Origin of the sequence: Pseudomonas citri (assembly GCF_025336485.1) — a bacterium.
Lineage (GTDB): Bacteria > Pseudomonadota > Gammaproteobacteria > Pseudomonadales > Pseudomonadaceae > Aquipseudomonas > Aquipseudomonas citri.
In genome coordinates, this window is sequence record NZ_JAODAB010000038.1 from 26,723 (window position 1) to 41,351 (window position 14,629).

Below are 14,629 nucleotides of genomic sequence, written 5' to 3' on the forward strand. Positions count from 1 at the left end.
CTTTGTTCGGTCACCGCCGATCCTTTGTGAACTACCCATTTCAAGGGCGCGCCCTTATGATGTCCACCAGACTTTTTATCCTGCGATGACCCATGGCTGATTCCGCTTTTTTCTGCACCCTGTCCCACGAAGGCGTTCTTGCAGTCCGCGGCGTGGATGCCGGCAAATTCCTGCAAGGTCAATTGACCTGCAACCTCAACTACCTGAGCGACACCCAGGCCAGCCTCGGCGCCCGCTGTACCCAGAAGGGGCGGATGCAATCGAGTTTCCGCATCCTGCTCGAAGGTGACGGCGTATTGTTGGCCATGGCCAGCCCATTGCTCGAACCGCAGTTGGCGGACCTGAAGAAATACTCCGTGTTCTCCAAATCCAAGCTCACCGATGAAAGCGCCGCCTGGGTTCGTTTCGGCCTGGAAAATGCCGACAAGGTGCTGATCGGCCTGGGTCTTGACCTGCCGGCAGATGCCGACAGCGTGGTTCGCCATCAAGCCTTGATCGCCATTCGCGTTTCCCCTGGCCGCGCCGAATTGTGGGCGCCCGCCGACCAGGCCGATGCATTGAAAAACCAGCTGCGCGCCGAACTCGCCGAGGTGGACCTGAACCCGTGGCTGCTCGGCCAGGTCCGTGCCGGGATCGGCCAGGTCATGCCGGCCACACGCGAACTGTTCATCCCGCAGATGCTCAACCTGCAAGCCGTCGGCGGCGTGAGCTTCAAGAAAGGCTGCTACACCGGCCAGGAAATCGTCGCCCGCATGCAGTACCTGGGCAAGCTCAAGCGGCGCCTTTATCGCCTGCAACTGGACGCCAACGAGCTGCCGGAACCCGGCACCGCCCTGTTTTCCCCCACCCATGCCAGTTCCATCGGCGAAGTGGTGATTGCAGCCCGTGCCGAGTCACACATCGAGCTGCTGGCGGTGTTGCAAGCCGAAGCGGTGGAAGATGGCGACCTGCACCTCGGCACCCTGGAAGGCCCGGCCTTGCAACTGTTGGAACTGCCTTACGAACTGGACCGCGACCGCGAAATCCAGCGCTGATCGCAGCATTTATCGCAACACCCTAGAGAATGTAAATGAGCGATTTGGCGGAAAAGGTCCAACGGGATTTGGTGGAGGCCATCGATAACGATGACCTGGTCCTACCAACGTTACCGGAAGTGGCCCTACAGATTCGCCGGGCCGCCGAAGACCCGGAAATCAGTGTCAGCAACCTGAGCAAAGTCATCGGCCGGGACACGGCGCTGTCGGCTCGCCTGATAAAAGTGGTCAACAGCCCCCTGCTCCGCGCCACCCAGGAAGTCACTGACCTGCACACGGCGATCACCCGACTGGGGGTCAACTACAGCAGCAACCTGGCCATCGGCCTGGTGATGGAGCAGATTTTCCACGCCCGTTCCGAGGTCGTGGAACAGAAGATGCGCGAGGTTTGGCGCAAAAGCCTGCAGATCGCCGGCGTCAGCTACGCGTTGTGCCGTGGCTACACGCAACTCAAGCCCGACCAGGCCGCACTGGGCGGGCTGGTGCATCAGATCGGCGTGCTGCCGATCCTGACGTACGCGCAAGACAACAATGAATTGCTGTCGGATCCGGTCAGCCTCAACCATGTCATCGAAACGATCCATCCCGTACTCGGAGACAAATTGCTCAGCGTCTGGGAGTTTCCGGAACGGCTGGTGAAGCTTCCGGGGCAGTATCAGGACCTATCCCGGAATTCGAAGCAGCTCGACTATGTCGACCTGGTGCAGGTCGCCGCGCTGCTTTGCTACAAGGACACTGACCACCCCTTCAGCCGGGTCGACCTGTTCGCCGTGCCGGCCTTCAGGAAGCTGGGCATCGACCCGGATAACAAGGATCGGTGCGCGGATATCGAAGAAGCACGGTCGATGTTCTATTAAGCAGCCCAGGCCGACAGCCAATGAACGTGAGCAGCCACAACATGTGGCTCAAGGACTTGTGGGAGCAAAGCTTGCTCGCGAAACAGGCGCCTCGGTCTCGCCAAAGACCGCATCGCTGCCATCGCGGGCAAGCCTTGCTCCCACAAGTCAGTCTGAGTTGGGGGTAAAGCTCACCCGCACCTTCAACCCACGTTCTTGCCCGTCGTGCAGGCTGATCTGGGCCAGGTGCGCACGGCAGATTTCCCCGACGATCGCCAACCCCAGCCCCGAACCGGCCACTTGCTGGTTGCGTCGATAAAAGCGCTCGAACACCCGCTCCCGTTCATGCGACGGAATACCGGGCCCATCATCCTCGACTTCCAGCACCGCCGGCGCGCAGACCCGCAGGATCACGTTGCCTCCCGAGGGCGTGTGGGCCAAGGCGTTGTCCACCAGATTGCTCAGCAGTTCGTTCAACAAGGTCGGCTCACCCCGCAGCCAGACCGGTTCGTCGGCCTCCAGGGCCAGCGCCACGCCGCGCGCGTGGGCCAGCGGGGCCATGGCCATGCCCAATTCCCGGGCCAACTGGCTCAGATCGAGCAGTTGCGCACCGCCCTCGGCGATGGCCCGGGCACCGTTTTCCACGCGCGCCATGGACAACAGCTGGTTGGCCAGGTGGGTCAGCCGGTCCGTACCTTGGGCCGCGGTTTCCAGGGTTTCCCGCCAAACCGCCGGTTCACTGGCGCGCAAGCCCAACTCAAGACGGGCCTTGAGCGCGGCCAGGGGCGTGCGCAACTCATGGGCCGCATCGGCAATGAATTGCGCCTGGCGCTCGAACTGCACGCGCAGGCGTTCGGTGAAATGGTTGAGCGCACGCACCAGTGGCCAGAGTTCACGCTGCACCTCCACCAGCGGCAACGCACGCAAATCATCCGATTGACGCTCCTCCACCGCGGTGCGCAACCGTTCCAGCGGCCGCAGTGCGGCACTGACGGCGAACCACACCAGCAGCAACGCTCCAACTGCCAGCATACCCAGGCGCAACAACGTATCGGCCATCAGGCTACGGGCCATGCGAACCCGCGCCTCCTCGGTTTCCGCCACGCGAATTTCCGCCATGCCATTCATGTTTGGCTCGCTCACCGCCTTGAGCAGGCTCACCACCCGTACGTCTTGCCCCTGGTATTGGGCATTGTAGAAGCGCGCCAGGGCCGGGTAATCGTCCGTGCGTGGTGTGCCCGGCGGCGGACCGGGAAGGTTTTCGTAGCCGGAGATCAACTGCTTGTTGATGTCATTGACCTGGTAATAGATGCGCCCGGCGCTGTCGTAGGCGAAGGTGTCCAGGGCCACATACGGCACATCCGCGCTGAGGCTGCCGTCGCGCTGCGAAAGACCGGCGGCGATGGTCCTGGCCGAAGCCAGCAGGGTTCGGTCGTACGCGGTGTCCGCGGCCTCACGACCATTCCAGTAAGCGCTCAGGCCGCTGGCGATCATCAGCACCACCAGCAACAGCGCCAGGTTGCCCAGCAGCCGCCAGCGCAAGCTGTCGGGCTTATGCATCACGATTTTCCAGCAGATACCCCAGGCCGCGGAACGTCACGATGGCCACGGCATGACCGTCGAGCTTCTTGCGCAGGCGATGGACGTAGATTTCGATGGCATCGGGGCTGGCTTCTTCATCCAGGCCGAACACATGGGCCGCCAGTTGCTCCTTGCTCATCACCCGCCCGGGCCGGGCGATCAGCGCCTCCAGCACGGCTTGCTCGCGGGACGTCAGGGTGAGCAGTTCATCGTCGAGGGTAAAGCGGCGGGTATCCAGGTCATACACCAACCCACCGCAACGCTGCTGACGCTCACCGCCCAGTACGCTACGGCGCAGCAACGCCTTGACCCGGGCTTCGAGCTCCGTCAGTTCGAACGGCTTGGCCAGGTAATCGTCGGCCCCCAGGTTCAGCCCGTGGACCCGGTCCTTGACGTCGCTGCGAGCGGTCAGCATCAGCACCGGCAGGGTCTTGCCGCGAGCCCGCAACCGGGCCAGTACCTCGAAGCCATCCATGCGCGGCAGCCCGACATCGAGAATCGCCACGGCATACTCTTCGCTGCCCAGGGCCAGGTCGGCGGCCACCCCATCGTGCAGCACATCCACGGTCAACCCCGCGCTCTTGAGCGCCTGGGCGACACTATCAGCGAGCTGCAGATGGTCTTCGACGAGCAGGACACGCATGGGTTTTTCCTCGATTCAGGGATGGCCGGCACCATTCTTTGGCGCGGAGTTTACAGCCGCATCCGCCAGTGTGAAGCCCAAAAACGCACTGAAAGCTATTGAAAGGTTAGCGAAAGGTTAGGCCATTAGAGTCCTCTCACGGACAGTTTCGACTGCCTGTCACGCACGAAAAACACCCTGATGTGTTTTCGACTTATAAGAAAAACAACGCGGAGTCCCATCATGCTGTCCATGCAGCCCCAGGCCCAGCGCCTGCTTGTCCTCACCGCTTCTGCAAAGACCCTTGCGCCGTCAAGCCTGGCAACGATTTTCGCCAGCCGTCGGCAATGAGCACGCGTACCTGTCAACGACCCGTTTTCACCACACACAACAACAATTTCTTGTGGAGACAGTAATGAACTTATCACTGCGTAAAGTAGCCCTGGCCGCCGGTTGCCTGATGTTCGCCGGGCAATTGCTCGCCGCCGACCCATCCAAAGAGCCGAAGCGCCCCGAATGCATCGCCCCAGCGTCCCCCGGCGGCGGCTTCGACCTGACCTGCAAACTGGCCCAGAGCGCCCTGGTCAACCAGAAGCTGCTAACCAAGCCGATGCGCGTCACCTACATGCCGGGCGGCGTCGGCGCGGTGGCCTACAACGCCGTGGTTGCCCAGCGCCCCGCCGATGCTGGCACGCTGGTGGCCTGGTCCAGTGGTTCGCTGTTGAACCTGGCCCAGGGCAAGTTCGGCCGTTTCGATGAAAGCGCAGTGCGCTGGCTCGCCGCCGTTGGCACCAGCTATGGCGCCATCGCCGTGAAGAGCGATTCGCCCTACAAAACCCTCGAGGACCTGGTCCAGGCCCTGAAGAAAGATCCAGGCTCGGTGGTGATCGGCTCCGGCGGCACCGTCGGCAGCCAGGACTGGATGCAGACCGCCCTCATCGCCAAGGCTGCCGGCATCAACCCCCGCGATTTGCGCTACGTCGCCCTCGAAGGCGGCGGCGAAATCGCCACCGCGCTGCTCGGTGGGCACATCCAGGTTGGCAGTACGGACATTTCCGACTCCATGCCGCACATCCAGAGCGGTGACATGCGCCTGCTGGCCGTGTTCGCCGAGAAGCGCATCGACGAGCCGGAAATGAAAGACATCCCGACCGCCAAGGAACAAGGCTACGACATTGTCTGGCCGGTGGTCCGCGGCTTCTACCTCGGGCCAAAGGTCAGCGACGAAGACTACGCCTGGTGGAAAGACGCTTTCGACAAGCTGCTGGCTTCCGAAGAGTTCGCCAAGCTGCGTGACCAGCGCGAGCTGTTCCCGTTTGCCATGACCGGCCCGGAACTGGACACCTACGTGAAGAAGCAAGTGGCTGATTACAAGGTGCTGGCCAAAGAGTTCGGCCTGATTCAGTAACCGTCTCTGTTCTCACGACGGCGCCGGCCTGGCTGCGGCGCCGTCCAGGAGTTAGTCATGCTCACCCTTCAACGCATTTTCGCTTCGATACTGCTGCTGGTCTGCCTCGGACTGGCGCTGATGGCCTGGCCTTATCAGGCCGCCTTTTCCTATGAGCCGGTCGGCCCGCGCGCGTTCCCCTTGTTGATGCTCGGGCTGATGTCCCTGGCACTGGTGTACATGGTGTTCCGTCCCGCCCCCGTGGTGCACAGCGATGACGATCCGCAACTGGACCGCGAAACCCTGAACAAGATCGGCCTCTGCATCGCGCTGTTGCTGGTCTTCGCCGGCACCTTCGAGCCCCTGGGCTTCATCCTGTCCAGCATTCTTATCGGTGTACCGATGGCACGCCTGTACGGCGGGCGCTGGGTCCCCAGCGTCGTGATCATCAGCCTGATGGCCATCGGTCTTTACTTGTTGTTCGACAAGCTGATGGACGTGCCGCTGCCCCTGGGCCTGCTCGACATCCTGGAGAATTGATATGGATACCCTGAATTATCTCGGCCAGGGTTTTGGCGTTGCGCTGACGCCCTACAATCTGGTGACGGCCTTGACCGGCACGCTGATCGGCACAGTGGTCGGCCTGTTGCCGGGCCTGGGGCCGATCAACGGCGTGGCCCTGCTGATCCCGATTGCCTTTGCCCTGGGACTGCCGCCGGAATCGGCGCTGATCCTGCTGGCGGCGGTGTACCTGGGTTGCGAATATGGCGGGCGCATCAGCTCGATCCTGCTCAACATTCCGGGCGAAGCCTCCACCGTGATGACCACCCTCGACGGCTATCCGATGGCGCGCCAGGGCCTGGCCGGCGTGGCGCTGTCGTTGTCGGCGTGGAGTTCGTTCATCGGTGCGCTCATCGCCACCTGCGGCATGGTGCTGTTCGCGCCGCTGCTGGCCAAATGGGCGATCGCGTTCGGGCCGGCAGAGTATTTCGTCCTGATGGTGTTTGCCATTGTCTGCCTCGGCGGCATGGCCGGCGACCGTCCGCTCAAGACGTTTATCGCGGCGTTGATCGGGCTGTTCCTGTCCAGCGTCGGGATCGATGCCAACAGCGGTGTCTACCGTTTCACCGGGGACAACATCCACCTGGCCGACGGCATCCAGTTCGTCGTGCTGGTGCTGGGCCTGTTTTCCATCAGTGAGATCCTGTTGCTGCTGGAGAAGACTCACCGGGGTCAGGAAGCGGTGAAAGCCACCGGGCGGATGATGTTCAACTTCAAGGAAGCCGCCTCGGTCTTCATCGTGAACCTGCGGTGCGGCGTGCTCGGTTTCATCATGGGCGTGCTGCCGGGTGCCGGTGCGACCCTCGCCAGCGCCGTGGCCTACATGACCGAGAAGCGCATCGCCGGCACCAACGGCACGTTCGGCCAGGGTGACAAACGCGGCTTGGCCGCTCCGGAAACCGCCATCGGCGGCGCAGCGTGCGGCGCGCTGGTGCCGATGCTGACACTCGGCGTTCCAGGCTCGGGCACCACAGCGGTGATGATCGGCGCGCTGTCGCTGTACAACATCACCCCGGGTCCGTTGCTGTTCCAGCAACAGCCCGACATCGTCTGGGGCCTGATCGCGTCGTTGTTCGTGGCCAATATCATGCTGGTGATCCTCAACATCCCGATGATCCGCGTCTTCACCCGCATCCTGGCGGTGCCGAACTGGGCGTTGGTGCCGGTCATCGCGATCATCACCGGGATCGGTGTCTATGCGGTACACGCCACCACGTTCGACCTGTTCCTGATGATCGGCATCGGCATCTTCGGCTACATCCTGCGCAAGCTGGACTTCCCGTTGTCACCCGTGCTGCTGGGCTTCATCCTCGGCGGCCTGATGGAACAGAACCTGCGTCGCGCGCTGTCGATTTCCAACGGTGCGCTGGAAATCCTCTGGTCGAGCCCCATCACCTTCGGTTGCTGGATCCTGACGGCGATCATGCTGTTCATGCCATTGCTGCGGATCTGGCGTCGCCGCAGCGCTCAACGTCGTGCCCTGGCCAATGCCTGAGAAAAACCTCAAGCAATGGTGGGGAACACCGCTGGTCGGCCTGGCCGGCGGTTACCTGGCCAGCCTGGTGGGCTGGCCTTTGCCGTGGATGGTCGGCTCGTTGCTGGCGATCATCCTGGTGCGCTGCCTGACGCCGTGGCAGCTGATGGAAATTCCCGGCGGCCGCAAGTGCGGCCAATGGGTGGTGGGCATCGGCATCGGCCTGCACTTCACCCCCGTGGTGATGGAGCAGGTGCTGAGCCACTTCGGCCTGATTTTTTTCGGCGCGCTGATCACCAGCGTGTCCAGCGTGGTGGGGGTCTGGCTGATGCGTCGCACCGGCGAGGACCGCGCCACGGCCTTCTTCTCGAGCATGCCCGGCGGATCCGGCGAAATGGTCAACCTTGGCGCCCGCAACGGTGCGGACCTGAGCCGTGTCGCCGCCGGGCAGAGCTTGCGGGTGCTGGTGGTGGTGCTGTGTGTGCCAGCGGCGTTCAAGTACCTGTTGGGCGACGGCGCCCCGGTGCAACACGCCACGACCGTGGACTGGCGGTGGCTGGCACTCCTGTTCCCGGCGGGCGCCCTGCTCGCCTGGACCTGGGAACGCTTGCGCCAACCCAATCCCTGGTTGTTCGGGCCATTGCTGGTAAGTGCGGCGGTGAGCATTGGCTGGGATCTGCATATCGGTCTGCCCAACGGTGCCAGCCAGATCGGTCAATGGCTGATCGGCAGCGGATTGGGTTGCCATTTCAATCGGCAGTTCTTCCGGCGCGCGCCGTCGTTCCTGGGCCGCACCCTGGTCGGCACATTCCTGACAATGCTGATCGCCACCCTGGCGGCATTGGGCCTCAGCGCCCTGACCCATTTGGACCTGCGTTCGCTGACCCTGGGCATGATGCCCGGCGGCATCGCGGAAATGAGCCTGACGGCAGAGACGCTGCAACTGTCGGTACCGTTGGTGACGGCGTTGCAGGTGATGCGGCTGTTGTTCGTGTTGTTTCTGGCGGAGCCGTTGTTCAGGTATTGGAACCGGTAGGAGCTGCCGAGGCTGCGATCTTTTGATCTCTATCTTTCGCTTGAGATTCAACACGCAGTGGAAAGATCGCAGGCTTCGCCAGCACCTACAGCGGCGGCAACCGCCAATCGATCGGCGCCTCACCCTGCTGTTCGAGGAATTTGTTGGTCCGACTGAAATGCCCGCACCCCAGGAAACCGCGATAAGCCGACAACGGCGACGGATGGACCGACGTCAGCACCAAGTGTTTGGTGGCGTCGATCAGCCTCTGCTTGCTCTGGGCATGAGCCCCCCACAGCAGGAATACCAGATGAGGCTGGTGATCACTCACCACTTCAATAACCCGATCGGTGAAATGCTGCCAACCCTTGCCCGCATGGGCATTGGCATTGGCGCGCTCGACGGTCATGGTGGTGTTGAGCAGCAACACCCCCTGGTCGGCCCAGCTTTGCAGGTAGCCATGATTCGGGATGTCGATGTTCAAATCGCGCTTCAATTCCTTGAAGATGTTCACCAGCGAGGGCGGTGCTGGCACGCCCGGCTGCACCGAGAAACACAGGCCATGGGCCTGACCCGGGCCGTGATACGGGTCCTGGCCGAGGATCACCACCTTGACCTTGTCCAGCGGGGTGGAATTGAGGGCATTGAAAATCAGCGGCCCAGGCGGATAAATCTCCTTACCGGCCGCATGTTCCATGCGCAGGAACTCGCGCAACTCGGCCATATAGGACTGGTCGAACTCGGCGCGCAGTGCCTGCTTCCAGCTCGGTTCGAGTTTGATACGGTCGTCAGCAGTCATGGTTGCACTCGGTAAAAATCACTGGGCGCACCCTAGGAAAGCCTACATGTCTTGTCAATTGATCTGACGTAGATCCGGCACTTTCCCCCACAGCGGTCATACTGATCATTCAAATTTCCGATCGAGGTCACGATGAATCTGCACTTCGAAGAACTCACCGGCATCGACGGTGCTCGCATCGGCATTGCAACGCTGGATGCCGAGAAGTCCCTGAACGCCCTTTCCCTGCCCATGATCAATGCCCTGCGCGAACGTCTAGACGCCTGGGTCAGGGAACCACAAATCGTTTGCGTATTATTGCGCGGTAACGGCGCCAAGGCCTTCTGCGCCGGCGGTGAAGTGCGCAGCCTGGTGGAGGCCTGCCGAGCCCATCCCGGCGAAGTACCGCCGCTGGCCGCACAATTCTTCGCAGCCGAATACCGCTTGGACTTCAGCCTGCACACCTATCCCAAACCGCTGCTGTGCTGGGGCCACGGCTATGTATTGGGCGGTGGCATGGGTCTGCTGCAAGGCGCGAGCACCCGCATCGTCACGCCGAGCAGTCGCCTGGCGATGCCGGAAATCAGCATCGGCTTGTACCCGGATGTCGGTGCCAGCTGGTTTCTGTCGCGCCTGCCGGGCAAGCTCGGGTTGTTTCTCGGCCTGACCGGTGCCCACATGAATGCCCGGGACGCCATCGACCTGGGCCTGGCCGACCGCTTTTTGCTGGACGAACAACAAGACGACCTGATCGAAGGCCTGCTGCAACTCAACTGGCAGGAACAGATCGAGATGCAACTCAACAGTCTGCTCAAGGCCTTGCAGCAGGAGGCCGTCGCGCGACTGCCCGAAGCCCAATGGCTACCGCGCCGACAACAAATCGACGAATGGCTGGACGTCAGCGACGTACGTTGTGCCTGGAAAGCCCTTAGCCTGTTGGTGGAGCATCCTGATCCGCTGATCGCCCGGGCAGCCAGGACCATGACCGAAGGCGCCCCGTTGACCGCTCATCTGGTCTGGGAACAAATCACCCGGGCCCGGCATTTGTCCCTGGCCGGTGTGTTTCGGATGGAATACACCCTGAGCCTCAACTGCTGCCGTCATCCGGAGTTCAGCGAGGGCGTGCGGGCGCGACTGATCGACAAGGACCAAAAACCCCACTGGCACTGGCCGGACATCAACCATGTGCCCGAGGCTGCGGTCGAGGCGCACTTTCACAAGGCCTGGGAAGGTCGACATCCGTTGGCGGATTTGGCCAGCGAGTAAAGAACCCGGGGACACCTGTGAAGCTGACACTTGTGGGAGCAAAGCTTGCTCGCGATAGCGCAATGTCAGTCACCCAGATGTTGACTGATTCAATGCCGTCGCAAGCAAGCTTGGCTCCCACAAGCGTTGTCCTACAGGATTTATTGCAGGCACAAAAAAGCGGCGCTCAACGCGCCGCTTTTTGCTGCCTCCGGAATCAGCGGTGATTGTCCCATCTGCCGCGATCACCGTGCCCCCAATGATCACGCCCGCCTCGACCGCCACGGTCATCACGCCAGCCGCCCCGGTCGTGGCCGCCCCAGCCACCTCTGTTTGGATAAGACCCGTATGCCCCCCGCGGTGGTGAGTAATAGCGGGGAGCCGGTTGATAGTACCGCGGAGCTGAGTAGTAGCGCGGCGCCGGCTGGTAGTACCGCGGAGCGTAGTAGCCTCGCGGCGACGAATAATAGCTTCCGCCGTAGTAGATGGGTGTCGGTGAGGTGTAGACCTCGGAACGGTAATAGCTCGAGTCTCCGTCGTAGTAAGGCACGCAGGCCGAAAGAGTCAAACCGAGAAGCGCAAGGAGAAACAGTCGTCGATACATGGCGGCCTCCTGGACCGCGAATGGGCCGCATCAGCGACGCTGATGGGCGGCAGTCATCTTTGGGTGACTGACGAATATTCAGACAGCAAAATCGGAATCTGGTGCGTTTTTGCAATACGTTGAAACATGTAGCGCTTTGCCGTATTTCGGCCACCATCCTCGCTCTACAAACCGCAAATCCCCATGCCTTTTCCTGTAACGCCACTAAACTGACCCCATTGGGTCTGCGCCGAGGGAATCGCCATGCCGCTCCGTTCGCCGTTGTACTCCCAGCGCAAGCCGCTGCTGGCCGTGGTGGTGCTGCTCGGCACAGGTTTTGTGGTCATTTCACTGCTGGGCTATTACGCCCCCCACGCCTCGGTCCGCGACAACCTGCTCAAGACGCTGTACCTGAACCTGCTGATCGGCGTGCTGATCACGCTGATTGTCCTGGCAATCCTTTACCGGTTGCTCAACAGCTACCAACGCCGCATCGACGCCCAAGCCACCCTCGACAACCTGACCGAACTGCCCAACCGCCATGGCTTCAACCTGTTGGCGGTGCAAGCGCTGCATGAAGCCCAACGCGAACCGAAGTCGCTGTCGGCGCTATTGCTGGAGGTCGACGACTTCAAACGCCTGGACACCCTCCACGGCCACGTTGCCAGCGATCAGCTGCTGGCCGGGTTCGCTCGGGATCTGGCAGACAACCTGCGGCACTCGGACATTGTCTGTCGCTGGAGCATGGAGGCTTTTGTCATTCTGCTCAAGGACACCGATGGGCACACCGGCCTGAACGTCGCCGAGAAGATTCGCCTGTACATCGAAAAACAGCGCTACTTCTGCAGTGGCAAACAATTGCTCGTGACCGTCAGCATTGGCCTCACAACGTTGCAGGACGAAGACTCCTTGCACAGCCTCCTATGCCGGGCCGATCATGCCTTGCAACGCGCCCGACAGACCGGGTCCAACCGAACCTGCGTGGAAATGCCTCATTCCAGTTATGAATAAACCTGAACTTTGCCCAGCCTGCGGCGGGGCCAATGACTGCACCCTGGCCAATCCGCAAACCGTTGACCGCACCTGTTGGTGCTACAGCGTGCACATCGACCCGGCTGTGCTCGAGGCCTTGCCGGCCGAACTGCGGGACCGATCCTGCCTGTGCCCGCGTTGCGCCCAGGTCCAGGCTCAATTGCATGCCACGCCCCGATCGATCACGTAAGATACCCGCCCTTGCTCCGTCCCCGTACCGCTCATGCGCATCGATCGTTTTCTGAGTAATCTGCCGCGTTTCAATCGCCAGCAGGTCCGCCTGCTATTAGTCGAACGCCGGGTGCGGATCGACGGTCAGGCCGTGAACGACCCCCATGCCCAAGTGCGCGAATTCAGTCGCGTCGAAGTGGACGACGAAGTGCTGCAAGCCGGTCGTCCGGCGCGCTATTTCATGCTGCACAAACCACCCGGTTGCGTCAGTGCGACCCGTGATGCGCAACATCGCACCGTGCTCGACTTGCTGGGCGAACCGGATAAAGAAGACCTGCACATCGCCGGACGGCTGGACTTCAACACCACCGGGTTGCTGGTGATCACCAACGATGGCGCCTGGTCGCGACGCCTGACCCAGCCGCAAACCAAGCTGCCCAAGGTTTATTACGTCGAGACTGAACAACTCATTACCGCCGAGTACGCCGTCACGTTCGCCCGGGGGCTGTACTTCGCCTTCGAAGACCTCACCACACAACCGGCAGAACTGACGCTGCTGGGGCCGAGGTCGGCGCGCTTGAGCATCGTTGAGGGGCGCTATCACCAGGTCAAGCGGATGTTCGGCCACTTCGACAACAAGGTACTGCGCCTGCATCGCGAGCGCATGGGCCCGTTGCTGCTTGACGCCAGCCTGGCGCCGGGCCAATACCGCGCCCTGAGCCCGGAAGAAATCGCGCTGATCTGAAGCTCACTACCGCTGGGCAGAAAGTGTCGAACAATTTTCAGATGGGGACTTGCGCATCCGCCGCCCCCCTGCTTGAATCAAACCGTCGGCCAAAATGTGACCGGCGAGTCACCTTATACCTCTAAGAAACTTTTTGCCGGCCGGAACCCTCGGCTTCCATCCTGTTCCCCGGCGAACTGCCCGCCTATAACAATACCCGTCGACCAGTCTGCTCGGATCGACATGGGCTTTATCTTCCAGGCGTATGCCTAGCTGTCACATTGGTCGTGCAATCTCATTGCGCGCATACCCGCTTGCCAGGAGTCTTATGACATGAGGCCAGAAATCGCTGTGCTGGATATACAGGGTCAGTATCGGGTTTACACGGAGTTCTATCGCGCAGACGCCGCACAAAAGACCATTATCCTGGTCAACGGCTCGATGGCCACCACTGCGTCGTTTGCACAGACCGTCAAAAACCTCCATCCGCAATTCAACGTCGTGTTGTACGACCAGCCCTACGCGGGCAAGTCAAAAGCACACAACCGGCACGAGAGAATGCTGACGAAAGAGATCGAAGGCCAGATTCTCCTGGAACTGATCGACCATTTCGCGGCCGAACACGTGCTGTCGTTTTCCTGGGGCGGCGCCGCCACCTTGAGCGCCCTCGCCCAACGTCCGCGGCGCATCGAGAAAGCCGTGATCAGCTCGTTCTCACCGGTGCTCAACGCGCCGATGCGCGACTATCTGGAACGCGGGGTCGATTACCTGGGCAACCTGGACCGCGACCGCGTGGGGCATCTGGTCAACAACACCATTGGCAAACACCTGCCGCCGTTGTTCAAGCGCTTCAACTATCGCCACGTCAGCAGCCTGGCCGAACATGAGTATGGGCAGATGCATTTCCACATCGTTGACGTGCTGCGAAGCAATCAGCAGTGCTACGTAGAGGCCGCGAAAAAGATCAACATACCGGTGTTGTTCCTGAACGGTGAATGGGATGAATACACCACCGCCGCCGACGCCAGGCTCTTCGCCAACCACGTGCAGCACAGCAGCTTCAGCACCGTGCAAGCCACCGGGCACTTCCTGGACATGGAACACAAGGCCGCCTGCCGTGACAGCCGCAACGCCCTGCTGAGCTTCCTCACACCGGGCCACCACCAAAGTCGCCCGCGCTACAACTACGTGCAGGGCTACCATGCACTGGCAATCTGAAACCGAGTCCTCGCGAGCAACCCCCGCCACTTCCGCGACGGGGGTTGCCGCGAACGACCGCTCTGGTTTGAGGCTTGCATAGACGACTGACCGCACCCTATGCGAAGAAAAACTTCAAATCCGTGCGCACATCTGGTACAAAGTCAGCCGCTCTGAGCGGGTGTCGTATAATGGCATTACTCCAGCTTCCCAAGCTGATAACGAGGGTTCGATTCCCTTCACCCGCTCCAATCGAATTCTGGTCCCGCGTCGTGTGGTTTGAACGAGGGATGTAAAAAACCGGCTCTGAATAGCCGGTTTAATGAGATGGTCACCCCCACACCCTGCGAGGGCTACGCTTTCGCAGGGTGTTTTGTTTTCGGAGGCCA

The 14,629-nt window shown here is 61.5% G+C and carries 14 protein-coding genes, 1 tRNA gene and 1 pseudogene; 12 read left to right on the forward strand and 4 right to left on the reverse strand.

Annotation, left to right across the window (positions count from 1 at the left end; translation table 11 throughout):
* The first annotated feature begins 92 nt into the window (after window positions 1–92).
* The gene (gene ygfZ / locus N4Q37_RS26210; protein WP_260963093.1) at window positions 93–1,034 is read left to right on the forward strand and encodes a CAF17-like 4Fe-4S cluster assembly/insertion protein YgfZ; all 942 of its coding nucleotides are present in this window, start codon (window positions 93–95) and stop codon (window positions 1,032–1,034) included.
* A 35-nt stretch (window positions 1,035–1,069) separates the two neighbouring features.
* A complete protein-coding gene (locus tag N4Q37_RS26215; RefSeq protein WP_260963094.1) occupies window positions 1,070–1,891 on the forward strand; it encodes an HDOD domain-containing protein in 822 nt (273 codons plus the stop codon).
* A gap of 147 nt (window positions 1,892–2,038) precedes the next feature.
* Here N4Q37_RS26215 and N4Q37_RS26220 read toward each other — a convergent pair whose 3' ends face one another.
* Window positions 2,039–3,430 (reverse strand): sensor histidine kinase, encoded by a 1,392-nt coding sequence (locus N4Q37_RS26220; protein WP_260963095.1) that lies wholly within the window; start codon window positions 3,428–3,430, stop codon window positions 2,039–2,041.
* Window positions 3,423–4,094 (reverse strand): response regulator, encoded by a 672-nt coding sequence (locus N4Q37_RS26225; RefSeq protein WP_260963096.1) that lies wholly within the window; start codon window positions 4,092–4,094, stop codon window positions 3,423–3,425. The genes N4Q37_RS26220 and N4Q37_RS26225 overlap by 8 nt, the downstream gene beginning before the upstream one ends.
* 394 nt (window positions 4,095–4,488) lie before the next feature.
* On the opposite strand from N4Q37_RS26225, the gene N4Q37_RS26230 reads away from it, so the two are divergent.
* Genes N4Q37_RS26230 through N4Q37_RS26245 form a run of 4 tightly spaced genes read left to right on the forward strand, consistent with a single transcriptional unit; the run spans window position 4,489 to window position 8,531 of the window.
* Complete coding sequence (locus N4Q37_RS26230; RefSeq protein ID WP_260963097.1) at window positions 4,489–5,481, forward strand: Bug family tripartite tricarboxylate transporter substrate binding protein; 993 nt, start codon at window positions 4,489–4,491, stop codon at window positions 5,479–5,481.
* A gap of 57 nt (window positions 5,482–5,538) precedes the next feature.
* Window positions 5,539–6,000 (forward strand): tripartite tricarboxylate transporter TctB family protein, encoded by a 462-nt coding sequence (locus tag N4Q37_RS26235; RefSeq protein WP_260963098.1) that lies wholly within the window; start codon window positions 5,539–5,541, stop codon window positions 5,998–6,000.
* Window position 6,001: 1 nt separating this feature from the next.
* Complete coding sequence (locus tag N4Q37_RS26240; protein ID WP_260963099.1) at window positions 6,002–7,516, forward strand: tripartite tricarboxylate transporter permease; 1,515 nt, start codon at window positions 6,002–6,004, stop codon at window positions 7,514–7,516.
* Entirely contained in the window at window positions 7,509–8,531 is a 1,023-nt protein-coding gene (locus N4Q37_RS26245; RefSeq protein WP_260963100.1) for an AbrB family transcriptional regulator, read from the forward strand. Before N4Q37_RS26240 ends, N4Q37_RS26245 begins: the two co-directional genes overlap by 8 nt.
* Before the next feature lie 85 nt (window positions 8,532–8,616).
* On the opposite strand, the gene ung is transcribed toward N4Q37_RS26245, so the two are convergent.
* Complete coding sequence (gene ung / locus N4Q37_RS26250) at window positions 8,617–9,309, reverse strand: uracil-DNA glycosylase (protein ID WP_260963101.1); 693 nt, start codon at window positions 9,307–9,309, stop codon at window positions 8,617–8,619.
* A gap of 132 nt (window positions 9,310–9,441) precedes the next feature.
* Here ung and N4Q37_RS26255 point away from each other — a divergent pair, with 132 nt between their 5' ends.
* Entirely contained in the window at window positions 9,442–10,554 is a 1,113-nt protein-coding gene (locus tag N4Q37_RS26255) for an enoyl-CoA hydratase/isomerase family protein (RefSeq protein ID WP_260963102.1), read from the forward strand.
* 196 nt (window positions 10,555–10,750) lie between these two features.
* Here the strand turns inward: N4Q37_RS26255 and N4Q37_RS26260 are convergent, their stop codons facing one another.
* On the reverse strand, window positions 10,751–11,137 hold the full coding sequence (locus tag N4Q37_RS26260; RefSeq protein WP_260963103.1) for a hypothetical protein: 387 nt from the start codon (window positions 11,135–11,137) through the stop codon (window positions 10,751–10,753).
* A 378-nt stretch (window positions 11,138–11,515) separates the two neighbouring features.
* On the opposite strand from N4Q37_RS26260, the pseudogene N4Q37_RS26265 reads away from it, so the two are divergent.
* The 5 genes and pseudogenes from N4Q37_RS26265 to N4Q37_RS26285 all read left to right on the forward strand — a co-directional run.
* Window positions 11,516–12,127: pseudogene (locus tag N4Q37_RS26265) on the forward strand (GGDEF domain-containing protein); the annotation flags it as partial.
* Window positions 12,120–12,338 (forward strand): cysteine-rich CWC family protein, encoded by a 219-nt coding sequence (locus N4Q37_RS26270; protein ID WP_260963104.1) that lies wholly within the window; start codon window positions 12,120–12,122, stop codon window positions 12,336–12,338. The pseudogene N4Q37_RS26265 and the gene N4Q37_RS26270, both read left to right, overlap by 8 nt.
* 33 nt (window positions 12,339–12,371) lie before the next feature.
* Window positions 12,372–13,064 (forward strand): pseudouridine synthase, encoded by a 693-nt coding sequence (locus N4Q37_RS26275; protein WP_260963105.1) that lies wholly within the window; start codon window positions 12,372–12,374, stop codon window positions 13,062–13,064.
* A gap of 312 nt (window positions 13,065–13,376) precedes the next feature.
* The gene (locus N4Q37_RS26280) at window positions 13,377–14,261 is read left to right on the forward strand and encodes an alpha/beta fold hydrolase (RefSeq protein ID WP_260963106.1); all 885 of its coding nucleotides are present in this window, start codon (window positions 13,377–13,379) and stop codon (window positions 14,259–14,261) included.
* A 156-nt stretch (window positions 14,262–14,417) separates the two neighbouring features.
* Window positions 14,418–14,491: transfer RNA gene (locus N4Q37_RS26285), tRNA-Gly, on the forward strand.
* The last annotated feature ends 138 nt before the right edge of the window (window positions 14,492–14,629 follow it).